Origin of the sequence: Actinacidiphila glaucinigra, assembly GCF_900188405.1 — a bacterium.
GTDB lineage: Bacteria > Actinomycetota > Actinomycetes > Streptomycetales > Streptomycetaceae > Actinacidiphila > Actinacidiphila glaucinigra.
Map to the genome: position 1 here is coordinate 121,787 of NZ_FZOF01000016.1, position 24,050 is coordinate 145,836.

13 protein-coding genes are annotated in these 24,050 nt (G+C 68.7%); 10 read left to right on the forward strand and 3 right to left on the reverse strand.

Annotation, left to right across the window (positions count from 1 at the left end; genetic code table 11):
• Positions 1 to 2: 2 nt before the first annotated feature.
• Positions 3 to 842 (reverse strand): hypothetical protein, encoded by an 840-nt coding sequence (locus tag CHF15_RS27295; protein WP_089226526.1) that lies wholly within the window; start codon positions 840 to 842, stop codon positions 3 to 5.
• 377 nt (positions 843 to 1,219) lie between these two features.
• On the opposite strand from CHF15_RS27295, the gene CHF15_RS27300 reads away from it, so the two are divergent.
• Positions 1,220 to 7,168, forward strand: a complete 5,949-nt coding sequence (locus tag CHF15_RS27300) for an AAA domain-containing protein (protein ID WP_089226527.1) — start codon at positions 1,220 to 1,222, stop codon at positions 7,166 to 7,168.
• Between the two features lie 81 nt (positions 7,169 to 7,249).
• Here the strand turns inward: CHF15_RS27300 and CHF15_RS27305 are convergent, their stop codons facing one another.
• Positions 7,250 to 9,421: a UvrD-helicase domain-containing protein gene (locus tag CHF15_RS27305; protein WP_089226528.1), complete on the reverse strand. Its 2,172-nt coding sequence runs from the start codon at positions 9,419 to 9,421 to the stop codon at positions 7,250 to 7,252.
• Between the two features lie 123 nt (positions 9,422 to 9,544).
• On the opposite strand from CHF15_RS27305, the gene drmA reads away from it, so the two are divergent.
• The 8 genes from drmA to CHF15_RS27345 all read left to right on the forward strand — a co-directional run bounded on the left by drmA (position 9,545) and on the right by CHF15_RS27345 (position 20,945).
• Entirely contained in the window at positions 9,545 to 13,432 is a 3,888-nt protein-coding gene (gene drmA, locus CHF15_RS27310) for a DISARM system helicase DrmA (protein WP_410169663.1), read from the forward strand.
• Positions 13,429 to 15,321: a DUF1998 domain-containing protein gene (gene drmB, locus CHF15_RS27315; RefSeq protein ID WP_089226530.1), complete on the forward strand. Its 1,893-nt coding sequence runs from the start codon at positions 13,429 to 13,431 to the stop codon at positions 15,319 to 15,321. Before drmA ends, drmB begins: the two co-directional genes overlap by 4 nt.
• Positions 15,318 to 16,082, forward strand: a complete 765-nt coding sequence (gene drmC, locus CHF15_RS27320) for a DISARM system phospholipase D-like protein DrmC (protein ID WP_089226531.1) — start codon at positions 15,318 to 15,320, stop codon at positions 16,080 to 16,082. Before drmB ends, drmC begins: the two co-directional genes overlap by 4 nt.
• Positions 16,083 to 16,433: 351 nt before the next feature.
• A complete protein-coding gene (locus CHF15_RS27325) occupies positions 16,434 to 17,693 on the forward strand; it encodes a methyl-accepting chemotaxis domain-containing protein (protein WP_089226532.1) in 1,260 nt (419 codons plus the stop codon).
• Positions 17,694 to 17,953: 260 nt separating this feature from the next.
• On the forward strand, positions 17,954 to 18,187 hold the full coding sequence (locus CHF15_RS45925) for a hypothetical protein (protein ID WP_245939061.1): 234 nt from the start codon (positions 17,954 to 17,956) through the stop codon (positions 18,185 to 18,187).
• Positions 18,188 to 18,214: 27 nt separating this feature from the next.
• Positions 18,215 to 18,880, forward strand: a complete 666-nt coding sequence (locus tag CHF15_RS27335; RefSeq protein WP_089226534.1) for a vWA domain-containing protein — start codon at positions 18,215 to 18,217, stop codon at positions 18,878 to 18,880.
• Between the two features lie 8 nt (positions 18,881 to 18,888).
• Complete coding sequence (locus CHF15_RS27340; RefSeq protein ID WP_089226535.1) at positions 18,889 to 20,001, forward strand: protein phosphatase 2C domain-containing protein; 1,113 nt, start codon at positions 18,889 to 18,891, stop codon at positions 19,999 to 20,001.
• A complete protein-coding gene (locus tag CHF15_RS27345) occupies positions 19,998 to 20,945 on the forward strand; it encodes a hypothetical protein (RefSeq protein ID WP_089226536.1) in 948 nt (315 codons plus the stop codon). Before CHF15_RS27340 ends, CHF15_RS27345 begins: the two co-directional genes overlap by 4 nt.
• Positions 20,946 to 21,345: 400 nt before the next feature.
• Here the strand turns inward: CHF15_RS27345 and CHF15_RS27350 are convergent, their stop codons facing one another.
• Positions 21,346 to 23,499: an N-6 DNA methylase gene (locus CHF15_RS27350; RefSeq protein WP_179279985.1), complete on the reverse strand. Its 2,154-nt coding sequence runs from the start codon at positions 23,497 to 23,499 to the stop codon at positions 21,346 to 21,348.
• A gap of 205 nt (positions 23,500 to 23,704) precedes the next feature.
• On the opposite strand from CHF15_RS27350, the gene CHF15_RS27355 reads away from it, so the two are divergent.
• On the forward strand, positions 23,705 to 24,034 hold the full coding sequence (locus CHF15_RS27355; RefSeq protein WP_089226537.1) for a hypothetical protein: 330 nt from the start codon (positions 23,705 to 23,707) through the stop codon (positions 24,032 to 24,034).
• The last annotated feature ends 16 nt before the right edge of the window (positions 24,035 to 24,050 follow it).

Genomic DNA, 24,050 nt, shown 5'->3' on the forward strand with positions numbered 1-24,050 from the left:
GGTCAGGCCTTCGCGACCGTTTGCGCGACGCCCGACTGACGGGAGATCCGGGGCATCGTCTCGTTGGGGGACCGGCGGAGGAGCTTGACGTTCCGGCCCTCGACCCAGGCGTTCCACGACTTGAGGTAGTACAGCAGGTGCTCGCGTGAGTCGTCGCGGCGGCGGTGCGCACTGCCCGCGGCCAGGCCGAGCATGGTGTTGCGCAGGGTGAGGCGAGGGTCGCCCGATTCCAGCAGCGCTCCGGTGACTACCCCTTCGAGCCAGGAGGACTGGTCGATCTCGGGCCGCGCGGTCGTCGTGACGTACCAGCCGATCGTCGCCGCCGTGACCGTGATGCGGCATCCGCGGTTGAGGGCGATGCCGTGGTTGAGGGAGTCGCGGATGCCGGGGTGCTGGTCGAGGATGACAAGGAGCTGGTCGTTGCTGGTGACGGATGAGGCGCCGCTCCACGCGGAGTTCGGAGCGTGCAGGTACAGGTGAAGCCCACGCAGGGCCGCTGCGAGGTGTGTCGCGTTGGCCTCGCCGGCGAGCGCCAGCGCGTCGCGGCCTGTGCGCTTGCGCCCGGTGTCCATCACGGTGAAGGCGGTACGGGGAACGCCATGGGTGACGGTCAATGGCACCGTGACCCCGGCCCTGACGATCGCGGCCAGCCGGTGCTGACCGTCGATGAGTACGTCGTCCTCGTCGAAGGCGATGCCCTGGTGCGTGAGTTGCCACTCTCCGCGCTGGATCTGGCCGGCCAACTGCTGCACTGTGTTCTTGCTGAGGGGACGGTTGTTGGTGTTGCGAGTGAGCCACTGTGAGGCCAACTCGGGGGTGACGTCGAAGACTTCTGTCTGCATGGCGAGTGAGCCTTCTCCTTGTGTGACACCGGGCGTGTGACGCCTGCAGGCTTGCATGGAAATGTGAACTCAGTCAACCGAGAAACCGTGCCCTCGGTGCGTACTCGTGGGATTGGGTGACCCTTTGCCGGGTGATCCAAGGGGTCGGCGACCCTGTGGGTGGATCCGTCGGGCTCCGACCGGCTCGAGAGCGCTGCCGGTTCGCAAGGTTTCATAGGGGGTGACCTTGGCGGTCTTCCTGATACCCTCGCCGCGTGTGCTCAGTTCACACCCAACTTGACGCGCAGGGGGGCGCGTCACAGTCGCGCTGGGTGTGGCCAGGGGCGGGATTTCACAAGGCGGCCACCAGGTGGCCCTCAGCAGCAGTGGGGTGGCGTGTGAGCCAGGGTGAGAGTGGCCTGAGCGATGGCGTGCAGCCGGTCGGTTCCGTCTACCAGTACGACGACGGGCTGTACGTCCGGGTCGATGACGTCGTGCCCTACGAGCTCGTCGACCCCGGGGACTCCTACGGATACCGGCAGGGCGACGACCTGGTCCGCTGCACGCTGTATCTGAGCAACGGCGCCGGTCAGCCCATCGAGGTGGACGGCATCAGCCTGCTCGTGCGGAGCGGGCCGTACGGCAAGACGGGCCGCCAGGTACAGGACCACAAGTCGGACGCGCTCGACGACGAGCTCGACGGCACGCTGCGCAAGGGGCGCAGAATCTCGGCGACCTGGGCATACAGCATTCCTGCAGGTACCGCCCAGGAGCTGGACATCGAGGTGCGGTTCCCGGCCGCGCACGCTCGTGAGAGCATCACTTTCACCACGGCCGACCTGTCGTCCGCTTCCCCCGGCTTGCAAACGTCGGTCACGCGTTCCACAGCTGTGCCTCTTCCGGATCAGGCGCCGCTCTTCGGCGACCAGCAGGATTCCCTGTTCGCGGAGACCGGTTCGGAGTCCGCCGGCGGCCGCGGCGGGCTTGCCGAGTCGAGCGCATCCCGGCTGCGGGGACGGGTGACTCTTGGTGCCGGAGCCGCGCGGTCGACCGTTCCCGGACGACAGGGCACCCACGCGGGTGCGCACGAGCCGTCCGCCGACGAGACCGACGCCACGCGAGTCCGGCAGATCTTCCGGTTCCTCGCCGAGGCGGAGGAGTCGAAGGCCCGGCCCGTGCGCACGCTCGACGGGGCAGCCGGCACCGTGTGGTTCGAGGAACTGCCGGACATGCCGGGTGTCGAAGTGATGCTGGACGGAGTGCTCGCCACTGACGACCCGTCCTGGCTGACCGTCTCCCGACCCGAACGCGAGGACGCTCCGCACCCCAAGCCCCCGCTCGCGCCGTGGGTGGACGAGACGCGCATCCGGGACTTCAAGCAGACACGTGCCCCCCATTTGCGCCGGCGGATCGAGCCCGAGTTCCCGGACTGGTCCCGGGGCATACCGCTTGAAAAGGCCTACCACGAGCTCGACGAGCACCCGGAGCGGGAGAAGATCGAGAAGCTGTACGCCGCCTGGGAACAGGACTGGCTCGTCTGGGCGGAGCGGCGACGGGCCATCGACCCGCACGTCAAGCTGTACGACCGGCTCCACAAGATGCACGAGGACGCCGCCAACCTGGGTGAAGCGTACGAGCTGGTGCTCGGGCTGGGTCGGCTGACCTGGCAGACGACGGGTGGCCAGCGCGTGGAACGGCACCTGGTCACCCACCGGGCCACCATCCAGCTCGATCCGTCCACCGGAACGCTCACCGCTGCCCCGGATCCGACCGGCGTGGGCCTGGAACTGGAGGAGGGCATGCTGGAAGGAGCCCAGCATGTCCCTGGTCCTGTACGGGAGGCGATCGTCGAGGAGTTGGAGGGCGCTTCCGACCTGACGGATCCCGAACACCTCGAGGCCCTGCACACCGCCCTGCGCAGCTGGGTGAACGCCGCGCACAGTGCCGGAAGCTACCTGCCGACCCTGGAACGCGCCAAGCCGCGGACCCTTGACGTTCCACAGGTGGGACTCACCCCGGCGCTCGTCCTGCGCGAACGCAACCGCCGGTCGACGATGGACGCCCTCAAGGCCATCGCCCGCCAGATCGACGCGGGGACTCCTCCCACCGAACTGCTCGGCTACATCGCCGGTCGGGACGGGGCGCTGACCGCGGCCGACATGGCAGCGGCCGAGGACGACGGGACGGCGAACGGTACGCGGGAGATGTACTTCGCACTCCCCGCCAACGAGGAACAGCGCACGATCGCCGAGCGCCTGCGCGCCAACCGGCTCGTCGTCGTACAGGGCCCGCCCGGCACCGGCAAAACGCACACCATCGCCAACCTGGTCACGGACCTGCTCGCACAGGGCAAGCGGGTCCTCATCACCAGCCACACCCCGCGCGCGCTGCGCGTCCTGCGGGACAAGCTCCCGGAGTCCATCCGCGACCTGTGCGTGAGCCGTACCGAGGACGGCGCGGCCGCGCAACGGGAGCTCGAGGCGTCCGTACAGAGGATCCTCAGCGAATACGCCGGTTACGATCCCAAGGCCTCACAGAAGGAGATCCGTACCCTCCAGACTCGGCTCGCCGCGGCCCGGTCGGCCCAGCAGACCATGCTGCGCGACCTCGCTGTGTTGCGCGAGCAGGAGACCCACCGCTTCGAGGCGGAGATCGGCGACTACCGCGGCAGCCTCCAGGAGATCGCCGAGCGCCTCACCGCCGAGACGGATCAGTACCAATGGCTTGGCACGGTCCCGCAGGAGCGGCCCACCATCAGCGCCGACGACGCCCTGCGCCTCCTGCACGCCACCCGCGCCTTCACACCCCATCACCAGGCCCTGGCGGCCGAGGTGCCCGGCCCCTCCGAGCTGCCGAGCCCCGGCGACTTCGAGGAGGCCGTGTCCGTCGTGCGTTCGGCCGAGGAAGCCCACGCGGCGGTACGTCAGGATCCGCTGTGCCAGGAGTACGACCTCGCTGTGCGCGGCCTCGGTGAGGCCGAACAGCGGACGATCTCGTCGGCCCTCGACGGGTTCTCCGCCGCTCGTGGCCGCGCCGCGTCGCTTGCCGCCGCGGCCGGCGAGTGGGCCGTGGCGCTCCTCAGGGAAGTGACCGCGGGACAGGACTGGCAGGCGCGCAGCCGGAAGGCCGCCGTCACCGATGCGCTCGCAGCGATCGACGTCTCGCTCTCCACGCTGGGGGCCGCGATGGTCAGCGGTCTGGAAGCCTACGATCCGGCCGCCGCACTCGGTCAGGCCACCGCCCTGCACGACGGGCTCCTCCAGGGACAGAAGCTCCGCGGTCCCCTCGGCACGCGCTCGAAGCTGGCCAAGGCCACCGGCCCGTTCGTGGGGGCCGTACGGGTCGACGGGCGTGCTCCGGAGGATGTCGCGACCGCGGCTGTAGTGCTCGCCCGCGTCCAGCTCGAGCTGCGGCTGGCGCAGGTCGAATCCGAGTGGGGCGCCCCCGCCGGCGCCTGGCAGGGACACGGACCGCGACTCGCGCGCCTCCGGCAGGAGTCCGAGGTACTCGACGCGCTTCTCGCCGTCGCCGCCGCCCGCACCGAGGTGCTCACCGCCGCGGCCACCTCGCCGGAACTGGCCGTCGCCACCTGGCACGATGCGCCCGTCGAGAACGCCGTACGAGCCCTGCTGCGCGCGGCGGCCACCCTGCGAGCGGCCGAGCAGTCGCGCAGGGTCATCGCGAACACCGAGGAGCTGCTGCGGGCGTGGACCGACCGGTCCGGTGTTTCGCCTGCCGTTGAGCGAGCGCTGGACACCGTGCGTGCCCAGGACCCGTCGGGCTACCGAGAGTTCAGCCAGGAGATCGCCGAGATCCGGGAGGCCTCACGGCTGCGGGCCGAACGGCACACGGCGCTCACTCGCGTCCGCGAGGCGTTCCCCGTACTGGCCGAGCGGATCACCGACACCCCCGAGGACGTCGCGTGGGACACCCGGCTGCCTCTCCTGGCCGAGGCCTGGGCCTGGTCCGCGTGGCGCGACCGCATGGAGCGGCTCACCGATCCGGAGGCCGAGCGTGCCCTGCGCCGACGGCTGACGGAGGCCGACGACGAGGCCCGCATCATGCTCGCGCGGCTTGCCGCGGCCCGCGCTTGGCACCGCTGCCTCGGACTGCTCACCGGAGACCAGTCGCGGGCGCTCAGCGCCTACCAGCAGGCCGCCCGCCGGATTAAGGGCAAGTATCAGCACCGCTACCGGCGCGACGCCCAGGCCGCGCTGCGCAAGGCGCAGACGGCGGTACCGGCCTGGATCATGCCGCTGCACCAGGTCGCGGAAACCGTGCCCATGGATCAGCCGGGGATCTTCGACGTCGTCATCGTCGACGAGGCCAGCCAGTCCGGCTTGGAGGCCATGCTGCTGAGCTGGCTCGCCGACCGCATGGTCGTCGTCGGCGACAGCAAGCAGGTCAGTCCCTCCAACGTCGGCCTCAAGCAGGACGAGTACTTCCATCTGCGGGACCGGTTGCTCACCGCGCTCGAGCCGGACATCCGCAGTTTGTTCGGGCCCGAGTCCAGCTTCTTCGATCTCACGGAAGCCCTCTCGTCGGGCCGCGGCACACTCATGCTCAAGGAGCACTTCCGGTGTATGCCTGAGATCATCTCCTTCTCCAACGAGCTCTGCTACAACGGCAGGCTGCAGCCGCTGCGGCAGTACGGTGCCGACCGGCTCGCCCCGGTCCGCACCGTGTACGTCAAGGACGGCGAAGCCCTTGGCGCCAATGCCCGGTTGGCCAACCTCGCCGAGGCCGAGGCACTCGTCGATGCGGTGGTGCGCTGCTGCGCAGACCCCGCGTACGCCGGAAAGACCATGGGGGTCATCAGCCTTCGTGCCAGCAAGGGACACTTGGCAGAGCTGGAGAATCTTCTCGCCGAACGTCTCGACTACGAACAGCGCGAAGAGCGGCGCATCCGCGTCGGCGACGCCGAGGATTTCCAGGGCGACGAGCGCCACGTCATGTTCGTCTCCTGTGTCAACTCGGCGACCAACGCGGCGGGCACGGTGCCCGGAGGCTTCAACGGAAAGACGTACGAACAGCGGCTCAACGTCGCCGCCTCCCGCGCGCAGGACCAGGTGTGGGTGTTCCACAGCGCGCGCGCCGAACAGTTCCACGAGAACGACCTGCGCCGGCACTGGCTCGACCACCTCACCCGGCCCGCGGAGGAGGACACCATCGCGGTCGACGGGGAGGTACTGCCCGCCGTTCGGCACGAAGCGTTCGACAGCCTGTTCCAGCAGAAGGTGTACCTGGAGCTGACGGCGCGCGGCTACCGTACGCGGCCCGGGTACCGCGTCGGCCGCCACACGATCGACCTGGTCATCGAGGGCGGGACGCGCAGACTCGCGGTCGCCTGTGACGGTGACGCATTCGCAGACGGGGAGGACGCGTCCACTGCCGCGGCCCGGCAGCGTGACCTGGAGCGTGTCGACTGGACCTTCGTCCGCATCCGTGGCAGCCGTTTCCATCTCGACCGCGAGCAGGCGCTCGCGCCGCTCTGGGACGAGTTGGACAGGCTGGGGATCGAACCGGTCCGCGAGGATCCGGAGGAGCCCGAGCTTCCCTCCGAGGACGCCCCGACCGAGGTGGGGACGGACGAGGGCGATCGGGACGGGCGGATCGGGGAACTCGAGACCGTGGACGGTACGGGACCCGGTACAGATCCCGAGCCGGCCGGTGGCGCCGTCGGCCGGCCGTCGGCGGGTGTCTCCACATCCGCCGATGCGGCCGAGCCCAAGCCCGCGGCGGCTCCCGCGAGGGATACGGCCCCGGCCCCGGCCCCGGCCTCGCCGATCCGCCGCACCGTTGCGTCAGGGGCCAGGCCCGCCGCGCGACCGGTGGCCTCGACGACGCAGGCGGGGCGCGCGCAGGTACCGCCCCGGGCCGCCCAGAGCGCCCTGCCGGTTCAGGAGATTCCTGCCGCGGCCTTCCACCGGCTGGTCCGCGAGATGCAGGAGTTGCAGGCCGCCGTCGACGCTCCCGACGAGACTCCCGAGGGGTTGGACGCGGCGAGGCTGGTGTTCCTCCGGAAGACGCAGGCCGATCAGCGTGACCGCCGGACGCAACGCCTGGCTTTCCTGCGGACGTTCCTAGACGCCGTACGCGTCGGGCGGGAGGCGGCCGCGCCGAAGGTCGTGATCCCCGGTGCGCTGCTCGTTCTGGAGTTCGACGGGCAGGTTGACCGTGACACCCTCTACACGGTCGCCGAACTGCCGGCCGACGAGGCGGACATCGTCTCTCCCACGTCTCCGCTGGGGCACGCGCTGATGTGGCAGCCGACGGGGCGCGAGATCTCCTACGACGCCTCCCAGAACAAGACCCACAAGGTCGTCGTCCGGGACATCCGGGTCTGAACACTGAGCACCGTGGGCTGCCGCCGTCCGAACCCGAGGCCGGGTTCGGACGGAGGCAGCGACGGCGGCAGTCCGCGGGCCTCAGCCCGCGACCGGGTCCAGCATGCGGCTCCGCTCGCCACTCCACGAGATCGCCAGCGCGTCACGAGCCCGCGTGCAGGCTACGAACAGCAGACAGTGCTCGGCCAGCAGATCCGCCTGGTGCTGCACGGAATCCACTTCGGCGGGGGTCACCTGCGGGGCGAAGGGCAGCACGCTGGACGTCACGCCCACAACGGCCACGCAACGGAACTCCAGCCCCTTCATCGCGTGCATGGTGGCCACTCGCACCCCCGACACGTCCGGCCCCGGATCGTCCTTCACCGCGACCGCCGGAATGCGCTCCCGTCGCAGGCGGGTGATCACCGCGTCGACGAGAGTGTTGAACCGGGCGCACACCGCCACCTCGGACGGCTTGACACCGTCCTGCTCGATCCAGGTCCGGATCTGCTCGACCAGTGCCCGCAATTCCTCGTCCTGGCTGGCGTATCCGCGGGCCACCGGCACGCGGCCGTGCAGCTGGGAGCGGTAGCCCCGGAGCGAATCCCGCCCACCGTCATCGTCGTCGTCTTCACCGAGCCGGCCCACGGGCTGACCGTCGAGGAGGGACGCGGACCAACGCAGGATCTCCTCCGTGCTGCGGTAGTTGATCCGCAGCCGGGACGTGCGTCCCCGCACGTTGATACCCAGCGAACGCAGCGAGACGCGGGAATCGTAGATGCGCTGATGGGGATCTCCGACGATGAAGATGTCGTCGGACTGGGGAGCCACGCAGGCGCGCAGCACCCGCCACTGGGCCGGGTGGAGGTCCTGGGCCTCGTCCACGACGACGTGGCGGTACCGCGGCCCGCTCTCGGCCAGGATCCCGGCCGCCTGGTCGCACAGCTGCGTGTACGTGGCCGAGTCGCGCGAGGCGAGGTCCGTCGTGAACCGTTCCATGACACGCCACAGCCGGGCCCTCTGCACCCGCCCCACCTGAGTACCGCGCCCCCTCCGTACGCAGCGCAGATACTCCTCGGGTGTACGCAGCCCCTGCGCCAGGACGACGTTGCGGAACTCCTGGGAGAGGAACCGCTCTGTCCAGGGCAGGTCCTCGCGTGCGATGGCGCGCGTCCAGGCGCTCTTCTCGGCGGGGGAGGAAAGGGGCTTCAACGAGCTGCCACGTGCCTCTCGGACGACCCGGGCAGCGAGTGAATCCACCGTCGTGACCTCGACTTGGTCCAGCAGATGCGCATCCGCGTCACCGAGCAGGAGCGCCAGGTTGTCGCGCAGGGCTGCCGCCATGGCGTTCGTGAAGGTGGTCAGCAGAATTCGCTCGCCTTCACGGCCAGTGCGCAGCAGATGCCGGACCCGGTGCAGGGCGACGACCGTCTTGCCGGTGCCGGGGCCACCGGTGACCTGTGCGGGTCCGTTGAAACCGGGGTGGTAGGCGTACCGGCGCTGGGCGGGGTGGAGGAAGATGCGCCAACGGGTGAGGTCCTCGCTGAGGATCCGCTCCAGTTCCCCGGGGCCCGTCACTTCCACGATGCGGTTGGGCGTGTTGAGAATGGCTTCGCTGAGGGTCACCGTCGGACGATCCTCGGCGCTGCGCACGGTCTGCCCCCGTGGGGCGATCAGTTGCTCCCAGACTTCCTGGGCCGAGTACTTCGCTGCCAGGAACTCCAGCACCTCGTACTGGTCGGCGGGCATCATGGGCGGCGCCATGACCGAGAGATCGTCGGCCGTGACGCAGACGCGTGCCAGGCGCAGAACCTGGTCGTCGATGCCGAGGTCACGCAGCACGGTGTCGGAGTGCTCTTCGAAGAGGCGGGCCGGGGTGGTGACAGCCTTCGTTTCGAAGTAGGTCTCCATCTGTTCCAGGGCATCGACGTTGCGCACCTCCAGGCCTCCGGTGGCACCGTTGACCGAGTAGACCCGCTTGCACGCCCAATTGATCGCCTCGTCGTGCGGGGCGACCCGAAGGAGCGTGAACAGCTCGCTGCCGTCGTCGGGGGCCAGGAGAACCCCCCGGTAGAACTTGGTGACACGTATCGTGCGAATCCGGGGGTCGCGCGCCCCTGTGAGCTTCTCCAGGTGCATGCCCTTGCTGGCATGGAGCTGGGGGACGGTCATGCTCCGGAACATCTGGATCGCGTCGTTGACTTCCTTCTGCACGGGTTTCTGCAGCGAGATCAGATCCGCGACGAAGTCTTCGGAGAGTGCGAGTCGGGGCATGGGCGTCCTCGGGCCGCAAGCGGGCGGTGGTCGAGGGACAGCCTAGAGACTTGTCGCACCCATGAGCGAGGGAGTACCGCGTACTCGTTGTGTGAACTCAGTCAACGGTCTATATTTCTCGTGTTGCCGACCGTTGCCCCACGTTCGTGCCCCACCGGACCGTCCGAAAGGACCCACCGAATGCCGGCCCAGCCTGCCCAGGCCGCTGTCCCGCACCCGCTCGACGAAGTGCCCCAGACGTTCCGTGCCGGGGACTCGTTCGATGTGCGGGACGGACTCGTCACCTACATCCGCCGTGATCTTCTCGGGCCCTGGGACGGCGAGACGGAGACGCTGCCGAGCGCCTCCTCCGGTCCGCGTGACCGGTATCTCGTGGGCATGCTCGGTCCGCGGCCCCAGGCGGTCACCGCAGACCAGATCGCGGTCGTGGCCGCCCAGAGCGTGGACGGCGAGTCGGGTGACGAGCAGGAAGGCGATGACGGCGAACCTCAGGACCGGTTGAGCCCGCAAGCCGCCGGCCACATCTGGGCTTCGTCCATGGGCCTGTCCTTCACCGTTCCCGCCTCTGTCGGCACTCTCAGCGTCCTCGTTCGCTGGGGCCGCTACACACAGTCGGAGGAAGCGACGGATCGCGGCACGATCCGCAGGGTCTGGTCCCGCGAGCCGGTCGAACATCCCGTGGACATCGACGTCACCGGCGCGGCCGAGAACACCGTCGAGCTCGAAGGCGGGGCCGTCGTCCTCGACGTGCAGGTACGGCAGCACGGGGGGCGAGCCGGCGCCGAAGACCTGCGCGTCGTCGAACTGGCCCTGGTGAACCGGCAGCAGGACAGCCGGGAAGCCCGCGACACCCACTGGCTCTTCCAGCCCGAGATCGATGTCACGGCCTTTCCCGACGACCAGGCCGCGGTCTTCCTACCGGTCGACGACCCGCTCGATCTCGGGAACCGCGGCAATGCCCCCGAAGACCGCGAGGAGCGGCGGCTTCGCCTCCTCTACCGGGACAGCCTCAGCCACGCCAACGGGCGCAATGTCGCTGTACACGCGCAGGTCCGTGACGGCGAGCGCAACGCGCACCGCCTCACGACCACCTGGCTGCCGGAGTACGACGTCCGAGCCACCACGGCACCGACCCTCGAGGAGCAGGAACTTCTCGGTGGGCTGGAGCTCGGTATGGACGAACTGGCCGCGCTCGCGGTGCCGGCCCGCCGGACGGAACTCAGCGCCGCGCTCGCCCCGCTCGCGGACGGCTACGGCACCTGGCTGGAGCAGCAGCGCCACAAGGCACGCATGCTTCCGAACGACCTGCGTGAGTCAGCCGAAGCCGCCATCGAGCAGGCGCTGGAGATCTGCGACCGCATAACGCTGGGTATCGATCGGCTCGTGGCCGACGCTACGGCTCTGGAAGCCTTCCGGTTCGCCAACCGTGCCATGGCACTCCAGCGTCGCAACACCGCCATCGCCGCCGCTCGCGCCGGCCGCGAGGACGATCGCGCCTCGTACCAAGAGGCGTCGGACGAGGTCTACGCCAAGGGCAAGGACGCCGCGAGCTGGCGCCCCTTCCAGCTTGCCTTCGTCCTGCTGAACCTCGACTCCCTGACCCAGCCCGAGCACGCCCATCGCGGCACTGGCCGGGAAGCCCTCGTCGACCTGCTGTTCTTCCCGACCGGTGGTGGCAAGACCGAGGCGTATCTCGGCCTCGCCGCCTACACCTTCGCGCTACGGCGCCTGCAGGGAACGGTCGGTTCGGGAACGGAGGCACGCAGCGGTGAAGCCGGTGTGGGCGTCCTCATGCGCTACACCCTCCGTCTCCTGACCGCCCAGCAGTTCCAGCGTGCCGCCGCGCTGGTGAGCGCCTGCGAGGTGCTGCGCCGAGAGGCGTTCGCGCGGGACCCACGTTGGGGTGCCACACCGTTCCGCATCGGACTCTGGGTGGGTACCTCGGTCTCGCCCAACTGGTTCGACGAGGCCAAGGAGCAGATCGCCGACGCCAAGGAAAGCGCGAGCGACAAACACGCCCGAGTTCTGCAGCTGCTCAGCTGCCCGTGGTGCGGCACCGGACTGACGGCCCGCTCCCACATGGAGTACGACGAAGGTCGGCGGCGAGTCCTGTTGTACTGCCCGCGTGGTGAAGGTGAGGACCGCTGTCCGTTCTCCCGTCGTGAATCGCCGGGAGAGGGCATCCCCGTGCTGACCGTCGACGAGGAGATCTACCGGCTCGCCCCGTCCCTCCTGATCGCCACGGTGGACAAGTTCGCCCAGCTGCCCTGGAACGGGTACGCGGGTCTTCTGTTCGGCAGGGTCACCGAGCTCTGCCCCCGCCACGGCTACCGCCACGATGACCTCGACGCCAAGACCGGATGCGGAAGCCGCCACAACGCGAAGGGCGATCTACCCGGTGTCACCGCACAGCCCGTCACCCGTCTGCGTCCCCCGGACCTGATCATTCAGGACGAGCTCCACCTGATCTCCGGTGCGCTCGGCACCACCGTCGGCCTCTTCGAAGCCGCCGTCGATCAGCTGTGCACCTGGAACGTCACCGACTCCCGAGGACGACGCCACGAGGTCGGGCCGAAGATCGTCGCATCGACCGCGACCACCAAGCGGGCCGCGGATCAGGTGCGCGGGGTCTTCGGCCGCAAGGTGGCGGTCTTCCCTCCGCAAGTGCTCGACGTCGGCGACACGTTCTTCTCCCGGCAAGTCGAGCTGAGTCGCGAGAACCCCGGTCGCCGCTACCTGGGCGTGTGCGCGCACGGTACCCGCCTCAAGGCCGCCGAGATCCGGGTCGCCGAGATCCTGCTCTTGGCCGGGCAGCAGCTCTTCGACGTCTACGGCAAGCCGGCAGACCCGTACATGACGCTCGTCGGGTACTTCAACGCGACCCGGGAACTTGCAGGCATGCGGCGTTACATGGACGACGACATCACGACCCGTGTGCGCTCCAACGGCAGCCGAAAGGGCCAGGAAACGCTGGCCGATCGCATTGTGAGCAGAGCCGGCATGCTCAGCATCCAGGAACTGACCTCGCGTATTTCCTCGGCTGACATCGGCGCGGCCCTCAAGCGGCTGGAGATCGAGTTCGATCCCGAACGGGACACCTCGGACCGACGGCGCGCATTCCTTCGAGAGTACGCGGCATCGATGAAGGAAAAGCGGGAACCCCGTGCTGCCATGACGCCGGCGGCCCGACAGGCCGTCGATGTCGTCCTTGCCACCTCCATGCTGCAGGTGGGTGTCGACGTCTCGCGGTTCGGTCTGATGCTCGTCGTCGGCCAGCCCAAGAACACCGCCGAGTACATCCAGGCGTCCTCGCGTGTGGGCCGTGACGCCAGGCGGCCAGGGCTCGTCGTGACCCTCTACAACTGGTCACGCCCCCGGGACCTCGCCCACTACGAGGACTTCGAGCACTACCACGCCACGTTCTACCGACAGGTCGAAGCTCTCTCCGTCACCCCGTTCACCCGCCGCGCCCTCGACCGGGGCATCGCCGCCACCTATGTCGCCGCACTACGGCACGCGGCGTACGACACCTCTCGCAACCTCGATGCCCACCATGTCGACCTCGGCGGACCCATCGCCCAGGACGTCGAACGTCGCCTCCTCGAACGGGCCGAACGGGTGGGAGGCGAGCGGCCGCGCCAATACCTGAGCGAACGCCTGGACCGCCTGAAGGACGAATGGCGCCGCAAACGCGACGAGAACAGTTCGGCACTCGGCTACCGCAAGGAGAAGCGCAAGACGACGATCGTGAACGGGCTTCTGAGGCGGGCGGACGGCACCCAGTGGACCGAGCTGACCGTCGGCATGTCGATGCGCGAGACGGAGAACGAGATCAACCTCCTGCTGCCCGGCGGCGGGGCGTTCCTCGAAGAACCCTCGGGCGGCGGCCCGGACTGGAACTTCGGCGCGTCCGGCACCGATGGCGAAAGCGACCCCGACACGGCGGCCACCGTGGACAGCGACGAGTACGGGCCCACCACGGCCGAGACGGCCAGGAAGGCACAGCAATGAGCACCCACGGCAATCGCAGGGTCGGCTCCGTACGCCCCAGCCATCTCATGTTCACCGCTGGCATCGGTTCCCTCGTCGACCTGCCGAACTTCTCGGTTCTCGTCAAGGGAACCGACTCCTGGAGCTATTCCGGCATCACCGACTACGACATCGACGAGCCCAGGCTGCGCGCCGCCGTCAACCGATCCCTCCAGCGTTATGGGCGCGGACAGATCGAGCAGTTGCGCGCCGCCCCGTGGCTGGAAGGTGGCGATACGGACCCCAGGGGCTGGGCCGCACAGGGTGTAGGCGTGCCCGTCACACCGTTTCCCCAGTGGCTCCGCTGTACCGCCTGCAATGTGCTGGCCGCTGTGGACTCCGGGGAGTTCACCTTCGTCAACTCCAACCCGCGTACTCCGCACGAGGCGAAGTTCGTTCACGACTGTAAGCGAGGGAAACCACTCGCCGTGGCCGCCCGTTTCACACTCGTCTGTACCGCCGGTCATCTCGACGAATTTCCGTACACCGTGTACGTCCACCACGGACAGGCGTGTAGTAAGACCCCCCGTCCTAAGCTGCGCATGAAGGACCACGGCGGCAACCAGGCCGCCAACGTCACTATCGAGTGCGTGGCTTGTGGCGAGAAGCGCAATATCCGGGAAGCGATGGGCGAGCGCGGCCGGCGCAACCTGCCACAGTGCCGTGGACGGCACGCGCACCTCGGCACGTTCGAGGCGAAGGGTTGCGTTCAAGATGCGGTCCTGATGGTGGCCGGTGCGTCCAATCAGTGGTTCCCGCTCACACTCAGCGCGCTGGCCCTTCCCAAGGCTCCGGGTGGTGACGTCGACAAGCTCCTCGACAACCACTGGCCTGACTTGCAAATCATCGGCGACCGCGGTCAGTTCGACTTCATGGCGAGCATGCCGAAGTTCGGTTTCCTCGCGGAGTTCGACGGTGACATGGTCGTCGCGGCGATCACGGCCCGCAAACAGGGGAGCAATGGACCGGCTCCCTCCGCGCCCGACGTCCAGGCCGATCTCTTCGGACCTGAATGGGACGCGCTGTCCGGCTCGGTGCCGCCACCCAGTGACGACTTCGCCCTGCGGCAGGTCCCCATTCCCGTCCCTCTCAGCGATCTCTTCGGCGACGTACGCCAGGTCGAGCGGCTGCGTGAGGCGCGCGCCCTGATCGGGTTCACCCGGCTTGACGCCCCGGATCCCGAGTCGCCGGAGATCGCCACCCGTGTCGATCTGTCCCGCGGTACGCAGAATTGGGTGCCGGCCAGCGAGGTGCGCGGAGAGGGCATCTTCCTCCGTGTACGGGACGACCTCATGGCCGAGTGGGTGACGCGAATGGAGAAGTCGCCCCAGATGGACGAGCACAAGGAGGCGTACGGCCGATTCCGTGCCAACCGCAAGTCGGACCGCATGACGAGTGACTTCGACCCTCTCCACGGCTGGCCCGGAGCGCGGTACATCGCCCTGCACACCCTCTCCCACTTGCTGATCCGCACCATCGCTCTGGAATGCGGCTACAACTCGGCCTCGCTCGCCGAGCGGATCTATGCTGGCGACGAACAGAACCCGAGGACGGGCATCCTCATCTACACCGCGGTTCCGGACTCCGAGGGCACCCTCGGAGGGCTGGTTTCCCTGGCCGAAGAGCGTGACTTCGACCGGATCGTCCGCCGCGCGCTGGCCGACGCCGGACACTGCTCGGCAGACCCCCTCTGCTCCGAGCGGCTGCCGCGCGACCCGGGTGACTACCTCCATGGCGCCGCATGCCACGTCTGCCTCTTCGTATCCGAGACCACATGCGAGCGTGCCAATCGGTTTTTGGACCGTCGATTCCTCGTCCCGCTCTCCGGAGACAAGGAACAGGTACTCACACCCGTTGGTCTGCTGCCGTGAGCCGCCGCGAGTTCGAGGCCGCCGCGGAAGACGCTGTGGCGGCCCTCGGCCTCTCTCGCGGCAAGGACCTCGCCGGCCTGTTGTCTCGAGGGCGCGGCAAGGAGCGTGCCTTGGCGGAGCTGGCGACGCCCGGAGTCACGGAGGCCGTCGCGAGGCTGTACGACGCGATGACCGCGGAGTCGGTGCCTTCCACGGAGGCGGCTGCCTACTTGCGGGGCTATGTCGCCGCCATGCTGCGTGCCCGGGACAAGGTGCAGGTCCGCACGGTGTGGAGCGGGCCCTCGACACCGGCCGTTCCGGTGCGCGCGACTGCCCAAGTGCTCGTCGGCGTGATCAAAGAGGCTCGTGACGAGTTGTTGGCCATGACGTACGCGGCCCGGCCGTATCCGGCACTGACGCAGGCCCTGGCGGACGCCGCGGCGCGGGGCGTAAAGATCCATGTCGTGGTGGAGACATTGGCCGGCGCCCGTGGACTCCTCTCAGGTAGGGAACCCGCTGAGGCGTTCGCACCCGTACCCGGGTTGCGCCTGTGGCACTGGGCACGTGACGCGACCGGTCACGCTCACTCCCGACAGCACGCCAAGCTCGCGGTCGCCGACCGACGCAAGCTCTTCCTCGGCAGTGCCAACCTGACGGAGTCCGCGGCACGGCGCAATATCGAGGCGGGGGTACTCGTGACTGGTGGTGATGCACCGCGCCGTGCGGCGGAGCACATCGTGGAACTCCAGCGCCTGGGCGTGCTCAGGCCCTATCCGGATTGAACGGACAGGCACGTCTCTCCCTGCTCCTGGCGGCAGTGCTTCGGGTGGGGAGGACTCGCAGGCCGCCGCCAGAGGTGGGCCTTACGCGTCCCTGCGGGGACCTGGGCAGGATGACTCCGGCTGGCTCTCCTCCCTGTTCATGCCCGGTCTCCGCTGTCACCGAGATGTTCCGGACAGTGTGTTTCCGGCCACGCCTTGCGCTAGCATCGGCGCTCCGTGACCGGGAATGGGGAGTTCCCAGGACGGATGAGCAGGCGCGGTGCATGCCGATCAGGCAGTGATCGAGCCGCTGCCGCTTCGTGATCTCTCATAGGGGTGGGAATGCCCGTAGGGGCTGTGGCAGACCGTTCTATGGTCGCCAAACAAATCAGAGACGTCGCTGATCAGCCAGGACTTGCTTCGAGGCGTGACGAACTGAGGCTGCTCGCGGACGCCCTCCAGGGCCACAGCAGCTCGGCACTGGAGCCGTGGACCGAACTTGACCTCCTTCATGCGTTCGCCCGGCCGGAAAGCCTGAGCGCGATCGTCCGCGATGAACCGCGGCGGCAGTTCTGGAGCTGGCTGGAAGCCGTACTCGGCGCATTGGTCTTCGTGCCGCTGCTGCTGACCTGGTTCGGGTTGACGAAGGCCTCCAGCGCCTACGAAGCGTTGATCGGCTCGGACCCGAAGATGGCGGCCCGGCCGTTTCTCCAGCTCTGGCAGTCCGGCTTCGAGGGCAGGCTGACCGGCTGGTTCACGTTCGGGCATGTCGCAGGTACGGCTACGGGCGCGATCCTGCTGCTTTTCCTGCTGGCGGCAGCACACGGCGCACGCCGAGCTCAGAACGACCGGCGGGAAACCGCCGCTCAGCACGCGGCCGACAACCTCATGGCTCAGCTCGTGCCCATCCTGACTCGGGCACAACTGGTGTTGAACGAGCAGCGACTGTCCTCCCCGGTCCGTTTCGCCGCGGAGCTGACCGGGGCGGCTGCGACGCTGGGACGCCTGGGAGACAAGGCGATTAGAACCCAGAAGCACCTGGCGTCCGCCGCAACCACCGTCAGCGACGCGGTGGACAGCGCCGAGCGCAGGCTCGCCGATGTCGACGGTGCCGTGCGCCCACTGGAGGAGGCCGCCGCACGGATCGAAACCGCCGTGCGCACCAACGGGACTGAGGTCGGGAAGGCCATGTCCTCGCTGGCAGCTCCGCTGGAGGCGGCCGGGCAGCGCGTCGAGGCTGCGGTGAACGGTAGTGGCGTCATGGTTCGTCAGGCGCTTGAGGATGTACGCGGTCTCAACGGCGAAGTCCGTGACGCTCTGGGCCGCGCCAGCGAGAGGGTCGAGGACTCGGTTCAAGTCCTGGCCGCTTCGCAGCGCTCGTTCACCACGGCGACGGAAGTCGCTACGGATGTATCGGCACAGGTGCTCGATCGCCTTGCGCAGGTGACCGAGGAGACCGCGCGGGCTGTCGCCGCCTCGCAGCAGGCGGTTCTGCGACTGGACGATCAGACGCGCGCGCTGCGCGAGGCGGCGGAGCGGTTCGCGGAGCTGGTGGTCGACCTGCCCAAGCCGAACGAGCCCGGAGCCTCCTCCGCCGACAGCGTGGTCCCGATTCCGGTCACGTCGCGGTGAGCGCCGGAACCGCCCGCCGCGGGATGTTCAACCCGCTGCACCTTGCAGGCTGGCTCTTCGCGGACATGCTCCTGGTCCTCGCCTTGGTCGCCATGGGTGACCAAGGCGACCCGGTCAAAGCCGCAAGCTCCGCGAAACCTCACGCCCCGACGGTGTCCGCATCGCCGAAACCCCGGCCCTCCCACACCGGACCGCGTGCGGTTTTGCGGAAGCCGGTGAGGGTGTCCATCGACGCCGCACCAGGTGACCGGGATCGCATCGTGCGACGACTGCGCAGCGTGACGGCTCCGTACGCCGGGCGGCAGGCGGCCTTCGTCCTGACGTTCGGACGTCACGCGGACCCCGGTCCTGGTGGTGAGTACGCCCACGAGGTCAATGCGCTGTTGGCGAAGGCCCGCCCCGACATGTTCAAGGGCGCAACCACGCGCGACTTCTGGAAGGGCGGGGCCTCCGCGGGCCACGCCGACATCGAGATCTACTTCTACAGCTACTGATCACCACCCGCCCGGAGGTGCGTAACCGTGCAGATCCTTCCTTTCTACCTGGTCTGTGATGAGTCGGGTTCCATGATCGGTCCCAACATCGACGCCATGAACAAGGCCTTGCCCGAACTGCATCAGGAGATCAGCACCAACCCGACGGTCGCCGACAAGACCAGGTTCTGCCTGATCGGCTTCTCGGACGATGCGAAGGTGCTCCAGCCGTTGGTGGATCTCAGCGACATCGACTCGTTGCCCGCATTGGCGGGCGGTGGACTGACGGCATACGGCGAGGCTTTCCGCGCGCTCTTGCGGTGCATCGAGGGGGACGTCACGACCCTGAAGGGACAAGGGCACGAGGTCTACCGCCCCGTCGTCTTCTTCCTCTCGGACGGCATCCCCACGGACGCGGGCTGGGAGCAGGCCCACAAGGAGCTTGTGCAAGCCCGGTACGGCCCGAAGATCATCGCTTTCGGCATTGGTGAAGCCGACCCCGGGACCATCAGCCAGGTGGCCAATTTCCGGGCGTTCATGCAGCAGGACGCCAGCGTGTCTCCCGCCCAGGCCCTGCGTGAGTTCGCGGCCAGCCTCACACGGTCGATCGTACGGTCCGCGAGCAGTATTCCCGCGGACGGGAGTGGTGGGTTCGCCCTCGCTGTCGACGAGACCGTGCCCGGATTTTCGACCGTCTCCCTCGACAAGCTCTGAGGCCGGCCATGCACCAGGAGAACGTGGATACCGGACGGCAGCTCCCGAACGTGCCTGATGAGGCGGTCGGTTCGTATCCTGCAGAGGTGAGAAGGCCGGACATACGGGAACTTCTTGCTCCCCCCGGGCCAGTGCCCGAGGCAGTGGCGGAGAACGCGCCCGCAACGCCGCCCTCACCACCGTCGAATGCGACGCAGGAGCCTCGACGCGATTCCGTCGTTGTGCTGGGCGTCCCCCAGCACAGTGGGCCCCGGCCTCCGTCGTACCTCCCTCGTCCAGGGGCCCTGCCGTCGGTTGGTGACGATGTCGATGGTGCTGTGCTTCCCGACATCGTCGTGGATGGCGCCTCTCACGGGCCATTGGTCGTGCGCGCTGCGTCCGTCCGAGGTGACTCGCACCGGTATGGGAGAGAGCCCCGCCAAGACGCGCTGTGCGTCGCCCGGCTCGGGGGCGAGGACGACGGTCTGCTTCTGCTCACTGTCGCCGACGGGGTGGGTTCGGCAAGTCGCTCGCACGTCGGTTCCAATGAAGCGTGCAGGCACATTGCCCATTTTCTCCAGCGGAGTGTCGACGACCTGCTGTGCGCGGTGCGCGACGGGGATGAGATGAGATTCACCGCACTGGTGAACTCCGCGGTGGGCAGTACGGCCGAGGGCCTCGCCCAGATGGCGGCCCGGCGTGAGCACCGACCGGAGGCGTACGCCACGACACTTCGCGCACTGCTGGTCCCCCTGGACCCGACAGTACGCAACCGCGGCTTCTTCGCCGTCGGGGATGGCGGTGTCGCCCGGCTACGGGACGGGGTCTGGAACGTCGACCTGTTCGATGAGCAGGCCGGCGGGATGGGAGTCATCGACACCAAGACGGCGGCGTTGCCGGGGGCACGATACGCCGAGACCCGCATTTTCAACTCGGCCGCGCCCGGCGACGTCCTCGTCCTGTGCACGGACGGACTGTCCACGCCGCTGGCCGGGGACGCAGGGATGCGCGAATTCCTCGGTGACGCCTGGGGAACGGGCATGGCCCCGGAGCCTGCTGACTTCCTCTGGCAGGTGCAGTTCCGAGTGAAGTCGTACGACGACGACCGCACTGCGATCTGCCTCTGGGACGGCGCGGCATGAGTCACGAGAACGGCGCCGACGTCGCGCTCGCCTCGCTGCGGCTCCTCGACCGCGTCGGCGACGGCGGCCAAGGTGAGGTGCACACCGTCGAAGGCCGACCGGGGGTTCTCTACAAGAGCTACCGCGAGCCCCACCGGGTCGACGGCGACGCCTTGGCCGCACTGGTAGACATCAGGAGGCTCCTGGAGCCGGGGCAGCGGGACCGGCTGGACACGGAGGCGGCCTGGCCGCTGTGCCGTGTCACCGACGGCAGCCGCGTGACCGGATTCCTCATGAATCAGGCGCCTGCCACGATGACGTGGCACACACTGAAGGGCGGCACCAAGCTCACCGAACTCGCCTATCTGCTGCGCAGCCCGAAGCCCGCCTGGCAGTCGGTGGCACAGCCGAACCCGACGGAGCGGCATGGGCTGGCCGTCGCCCTCGTCGAGCTGCTCGAGCGGCTGCACACCATGGGTCTTGTGCTCGGCGACCTCTCCCAGGCGAACGTACTGTGGACGGTATGGCCTGCGCCGGCCGTATATCTTCTGGACTGCGACGGCGCCCGGCTCGCGGGCCGTGCACCGGTACTCGCCCAGGCGGACACGATCGACTGGAACGACCCGAAGGCCCCACCCGGGACGGTCACTGTGGACAGTGACCGGTACAAGGCGGCGCTGGCGGTGTGCCGCATCCTCTCCATGGATGCGTACGCGGCACCCGACAAGCCCTTTGCACCGCAGCCCGGCGTGCTCGACGAGCGCCAAGAGGCCGCTGTCCGGCGTCTCCTCGGCCAGGCAGCGGGACAGTACGGAAGCAGGCCGGATCTCGGGCAGTGGCGCATGGCTTTGTCCGGGCGGGAGGTCATTGTGCTCGCCGCGGCCAAGCCGGCTCCGCGTCCTCCGGTCGACCGATCGAAGTTCGACGGGCACAGACGGCGAGGGACGATCAGCCTGCGGGACTGAAGGAGATGATCTCGAGCCCGTCGGGTGTCGGCTACTGCGTACTCTGGCGAACGCTGCTTGCGCACCAGTCAAAGCGTCCCGCACCAGCCAATTGGTCGCCGCGGCGTTTCCCGATTGCGCATCATTCGATTATTGCTCGAATAGCCGATGGGGCGTTCGTGCAGGGCTTGCGTGTGGGGCCCCGGGTACCCGCCTCAGCCCTGGGCTTCCCGGCCAATGCTCCTCAGGTGCGGGACGAACTGCACCGTCTTCTCGACGCCGGCACGTACCCAAACGGCTTATCCACAGGATCGACGGGGTTTGTCCAAGCCCAACCAGCCGTTTTTTCCGAGCCGCCTCACCGGGCGAGGAGGTGGGTATGGCCGAGTGTGGTTGATGAGTGAAGAAGTGTGTCAGTGCGTCAGGTCGATACAGTCTCGGGTGGGAGCAGTGCGCCCGCTGTCAGGCCGGTGGTCAGGAGATCCGCGTACTCCCGGGCCAGTTCGGTGGTCTGGCGGGCGGCAGTGCGTAGTTCGTGGACGCGGCGGAAGGCTTCGCCGTAGCGGTGTTGCTCCTGCAGGGGCAACAGCGGTACGCGCAGCCGGCCGGGTTGGAGGTGGACGGAGGTGCTGCCGGTGGATGCCCCGGTGATGTTGTCGTGCGCGCCGACGAAGCCCGTGAGGAACCAGGGGTCCAATCGTGTCGGGTCGGGACGCAGGAGGTAGAGGTCATGCCCGAGCAGCACACCGATGTCTTGTTCGTCGGCCAGTCGGGCCGTGCTCATGCCGTCCCCTGGGAACATGCGTACCAGAATGTCCCCTTCGGCGATGACCGGTGACGACTTCAAGGGCACGCTGTCGAGGAACGTGCTGGAGGCGGGTACGCCGTCCGTGATGTCGGTGCCGTAGAGAACCAGCCGTCCGGCGTTCTCGGCCCTCCATTGCGCGCCCTCGGTCTTCTCCCGGGAATCGGTCGCTGCCCGCAGGATCTCCAGGGCGCCACCGCGGGCGAGGTCGGAGACGGTGGCCGTGCGCCACTGCCGTGGGGAGTCACCGGTGGGCCGCCACGTGCCTTGAGCGGCCTGGTCAAGGAGGCCGGCGTGCTCGGTCAACTGCCTGCGGCAGTGATCAGCCTGCCGTGCTACCTGAGCTGGGTCGATGTCGGCGGGCAGGGCACGGACCTGGCGGGCTGGGGTGAGGTCGACGATCTCGTCGAGGAGGTCCAGTACGGGGACTGCCCGGGCGATGCCGGGCTCGTCGGAGAAGGACTGCGGGCTGGCGCGGAAGGCCGTCCAGTGGTCCAGCACTGTGTCGGTCAATTCGTCCCAGTCGAGGGCGTCGCGGCGTCGGCGCGTCCCGGACGAACTGAGTGTGCTCCCGGCCCGGCTGCGTGGCCTGTCCTGCTGACGCTCGGCGTCTGCGTCCACAAACAAGACCGAGGTGTGGTCCGGGCCATACGGATCCGGGGTCTGCAGGATCCACAGCTGGAGTCCGATGTGCAGGGGCGCGGCCGCGCCGGACGGCAGGGCGACGACGGCGCGCAGGGTGCCACCACGCACCAGTTCGGCGCGCACGCGGCGGCCTGAGGAGCGTGCGGCGGTGGCGGGGGGCAGTAGCAGCACCGCATACCCGCCGGGGCGCAGGTGGGCCAGGGCGTGTTGGGTCCAGGCGAGTTCGGATTCCATGCGCGGTGGGACGCCGTAGGCCCAGCGGGGGTCGTAGGCCAGTTCGTCATGGCCCCAGTCGCGGTCGCCGTAGGGCGGGTTGCACAGCACCGCATCCATTAGGGGCTGGGGGAAGGCGTCGTGGCGCAGGCTGTCGTCGGCCTGTATGGCCACCGCCGCATCGGGCGCGGCCAGCAGGAGGCGTACTGCGCTGCGTTGTGCCTGCACAGGCAGGGCGTCTTGGCCGTACAGCTCGTGGGCGCCGTGGTGTGCGGCGGCGGCCAGCAGGGTGCCGCTGCCGCACGCGGGGTCCAGGACCCGGGCCGTGTCCGCGGGTAGCAGGCGTGCCATGAGGTCGGCCAGCCGGTCGGGGGTCTGGTAGGTGCCGGTGGAGGCGCTGTCTTCCAGTTCCCGCTCTGCGAGTACGTCGAGGGCGGCCTGAGCGCCTTCCTCCCGTACACAGTGGATCAGCGCCCGCACGATGCCTGCGTCGGCTGCCGTGAAGGGGGCGGCCTCGGTCTGCGGCACAGTGTCGGCGAGCTCGGCGACGGCGGCGTCGGCGCGTGTGGCGAGGTCAGCATCTGGTAGCTCGGACAGCGCGGTCAGGTTGTCCGGGGACCACCGGGAGGTGGCGAGGACCAGGGGGAGCAGCGGTACGGCCGAGTCGGCACCCGCGGGGCGCAGTCGCAGCTGGGTGCGCAGCTCTTCGGCGGGGGCGGCGGCGGTGGTTTGGCCGCGGGAGCTCAGCCAGGCGCGCACGGTTTCCAGGTCGTAGAGCGGGCTGGTCTCGGTGCCGCCGGCTGGTGCTGGGAAGTCGTCGTGCCGGCGGCGCCAGTTGCTGACGGTGGCGCGCGTGACCCCTGCGATGCGGGAGATCTCCGCGGCTGTCACCTGGGCTGACGGCTGGGCCATGACCTGTTCTCACCTCTCATCGGGGACAGCGACCACCCTACACCTCTGACTAAGTTCGCAAGATGGTTTGACAGTGCTTTCAGTGTAATATTTGTCTGTAGATGCTTCCGGTGGCGCTGGTCGACGGAAGTGCCCCGGGGTCGTTTACGGCCGTTTTGGCCTGCCCTGGAACAGCAGACGAGGCCTCATGAGTGGAGAAACCTGCTTGACCGAGACAGGCGAGCCCGAACTGACCGTCTACCACCGCCACCTGGCGTGCCTGCTGAAGCGCGACGCCGGGCAGAACTTCCAGGCCCTCCTGGTCCAGGCCCGCCACATCACCGGCACGTCCTACGAGACGACCCTCTACGACCACCAGCAGGCATTCCGCCTCCTGTGGCGCCACCTGGAGTGCAGCGGCTACCTGTGCCGCGCCCACCGTGAGGCCCGCGCCCGCCTCGCCTCAGGCCACATCGCGCCCGACGAGCGCGCCGACCTGGAGCTGTTCCTCACCGTTTACGGCCAGGCCTACCCGGCAACCGCTGCCGGCGCCTGACCCGCATGACCCCTGG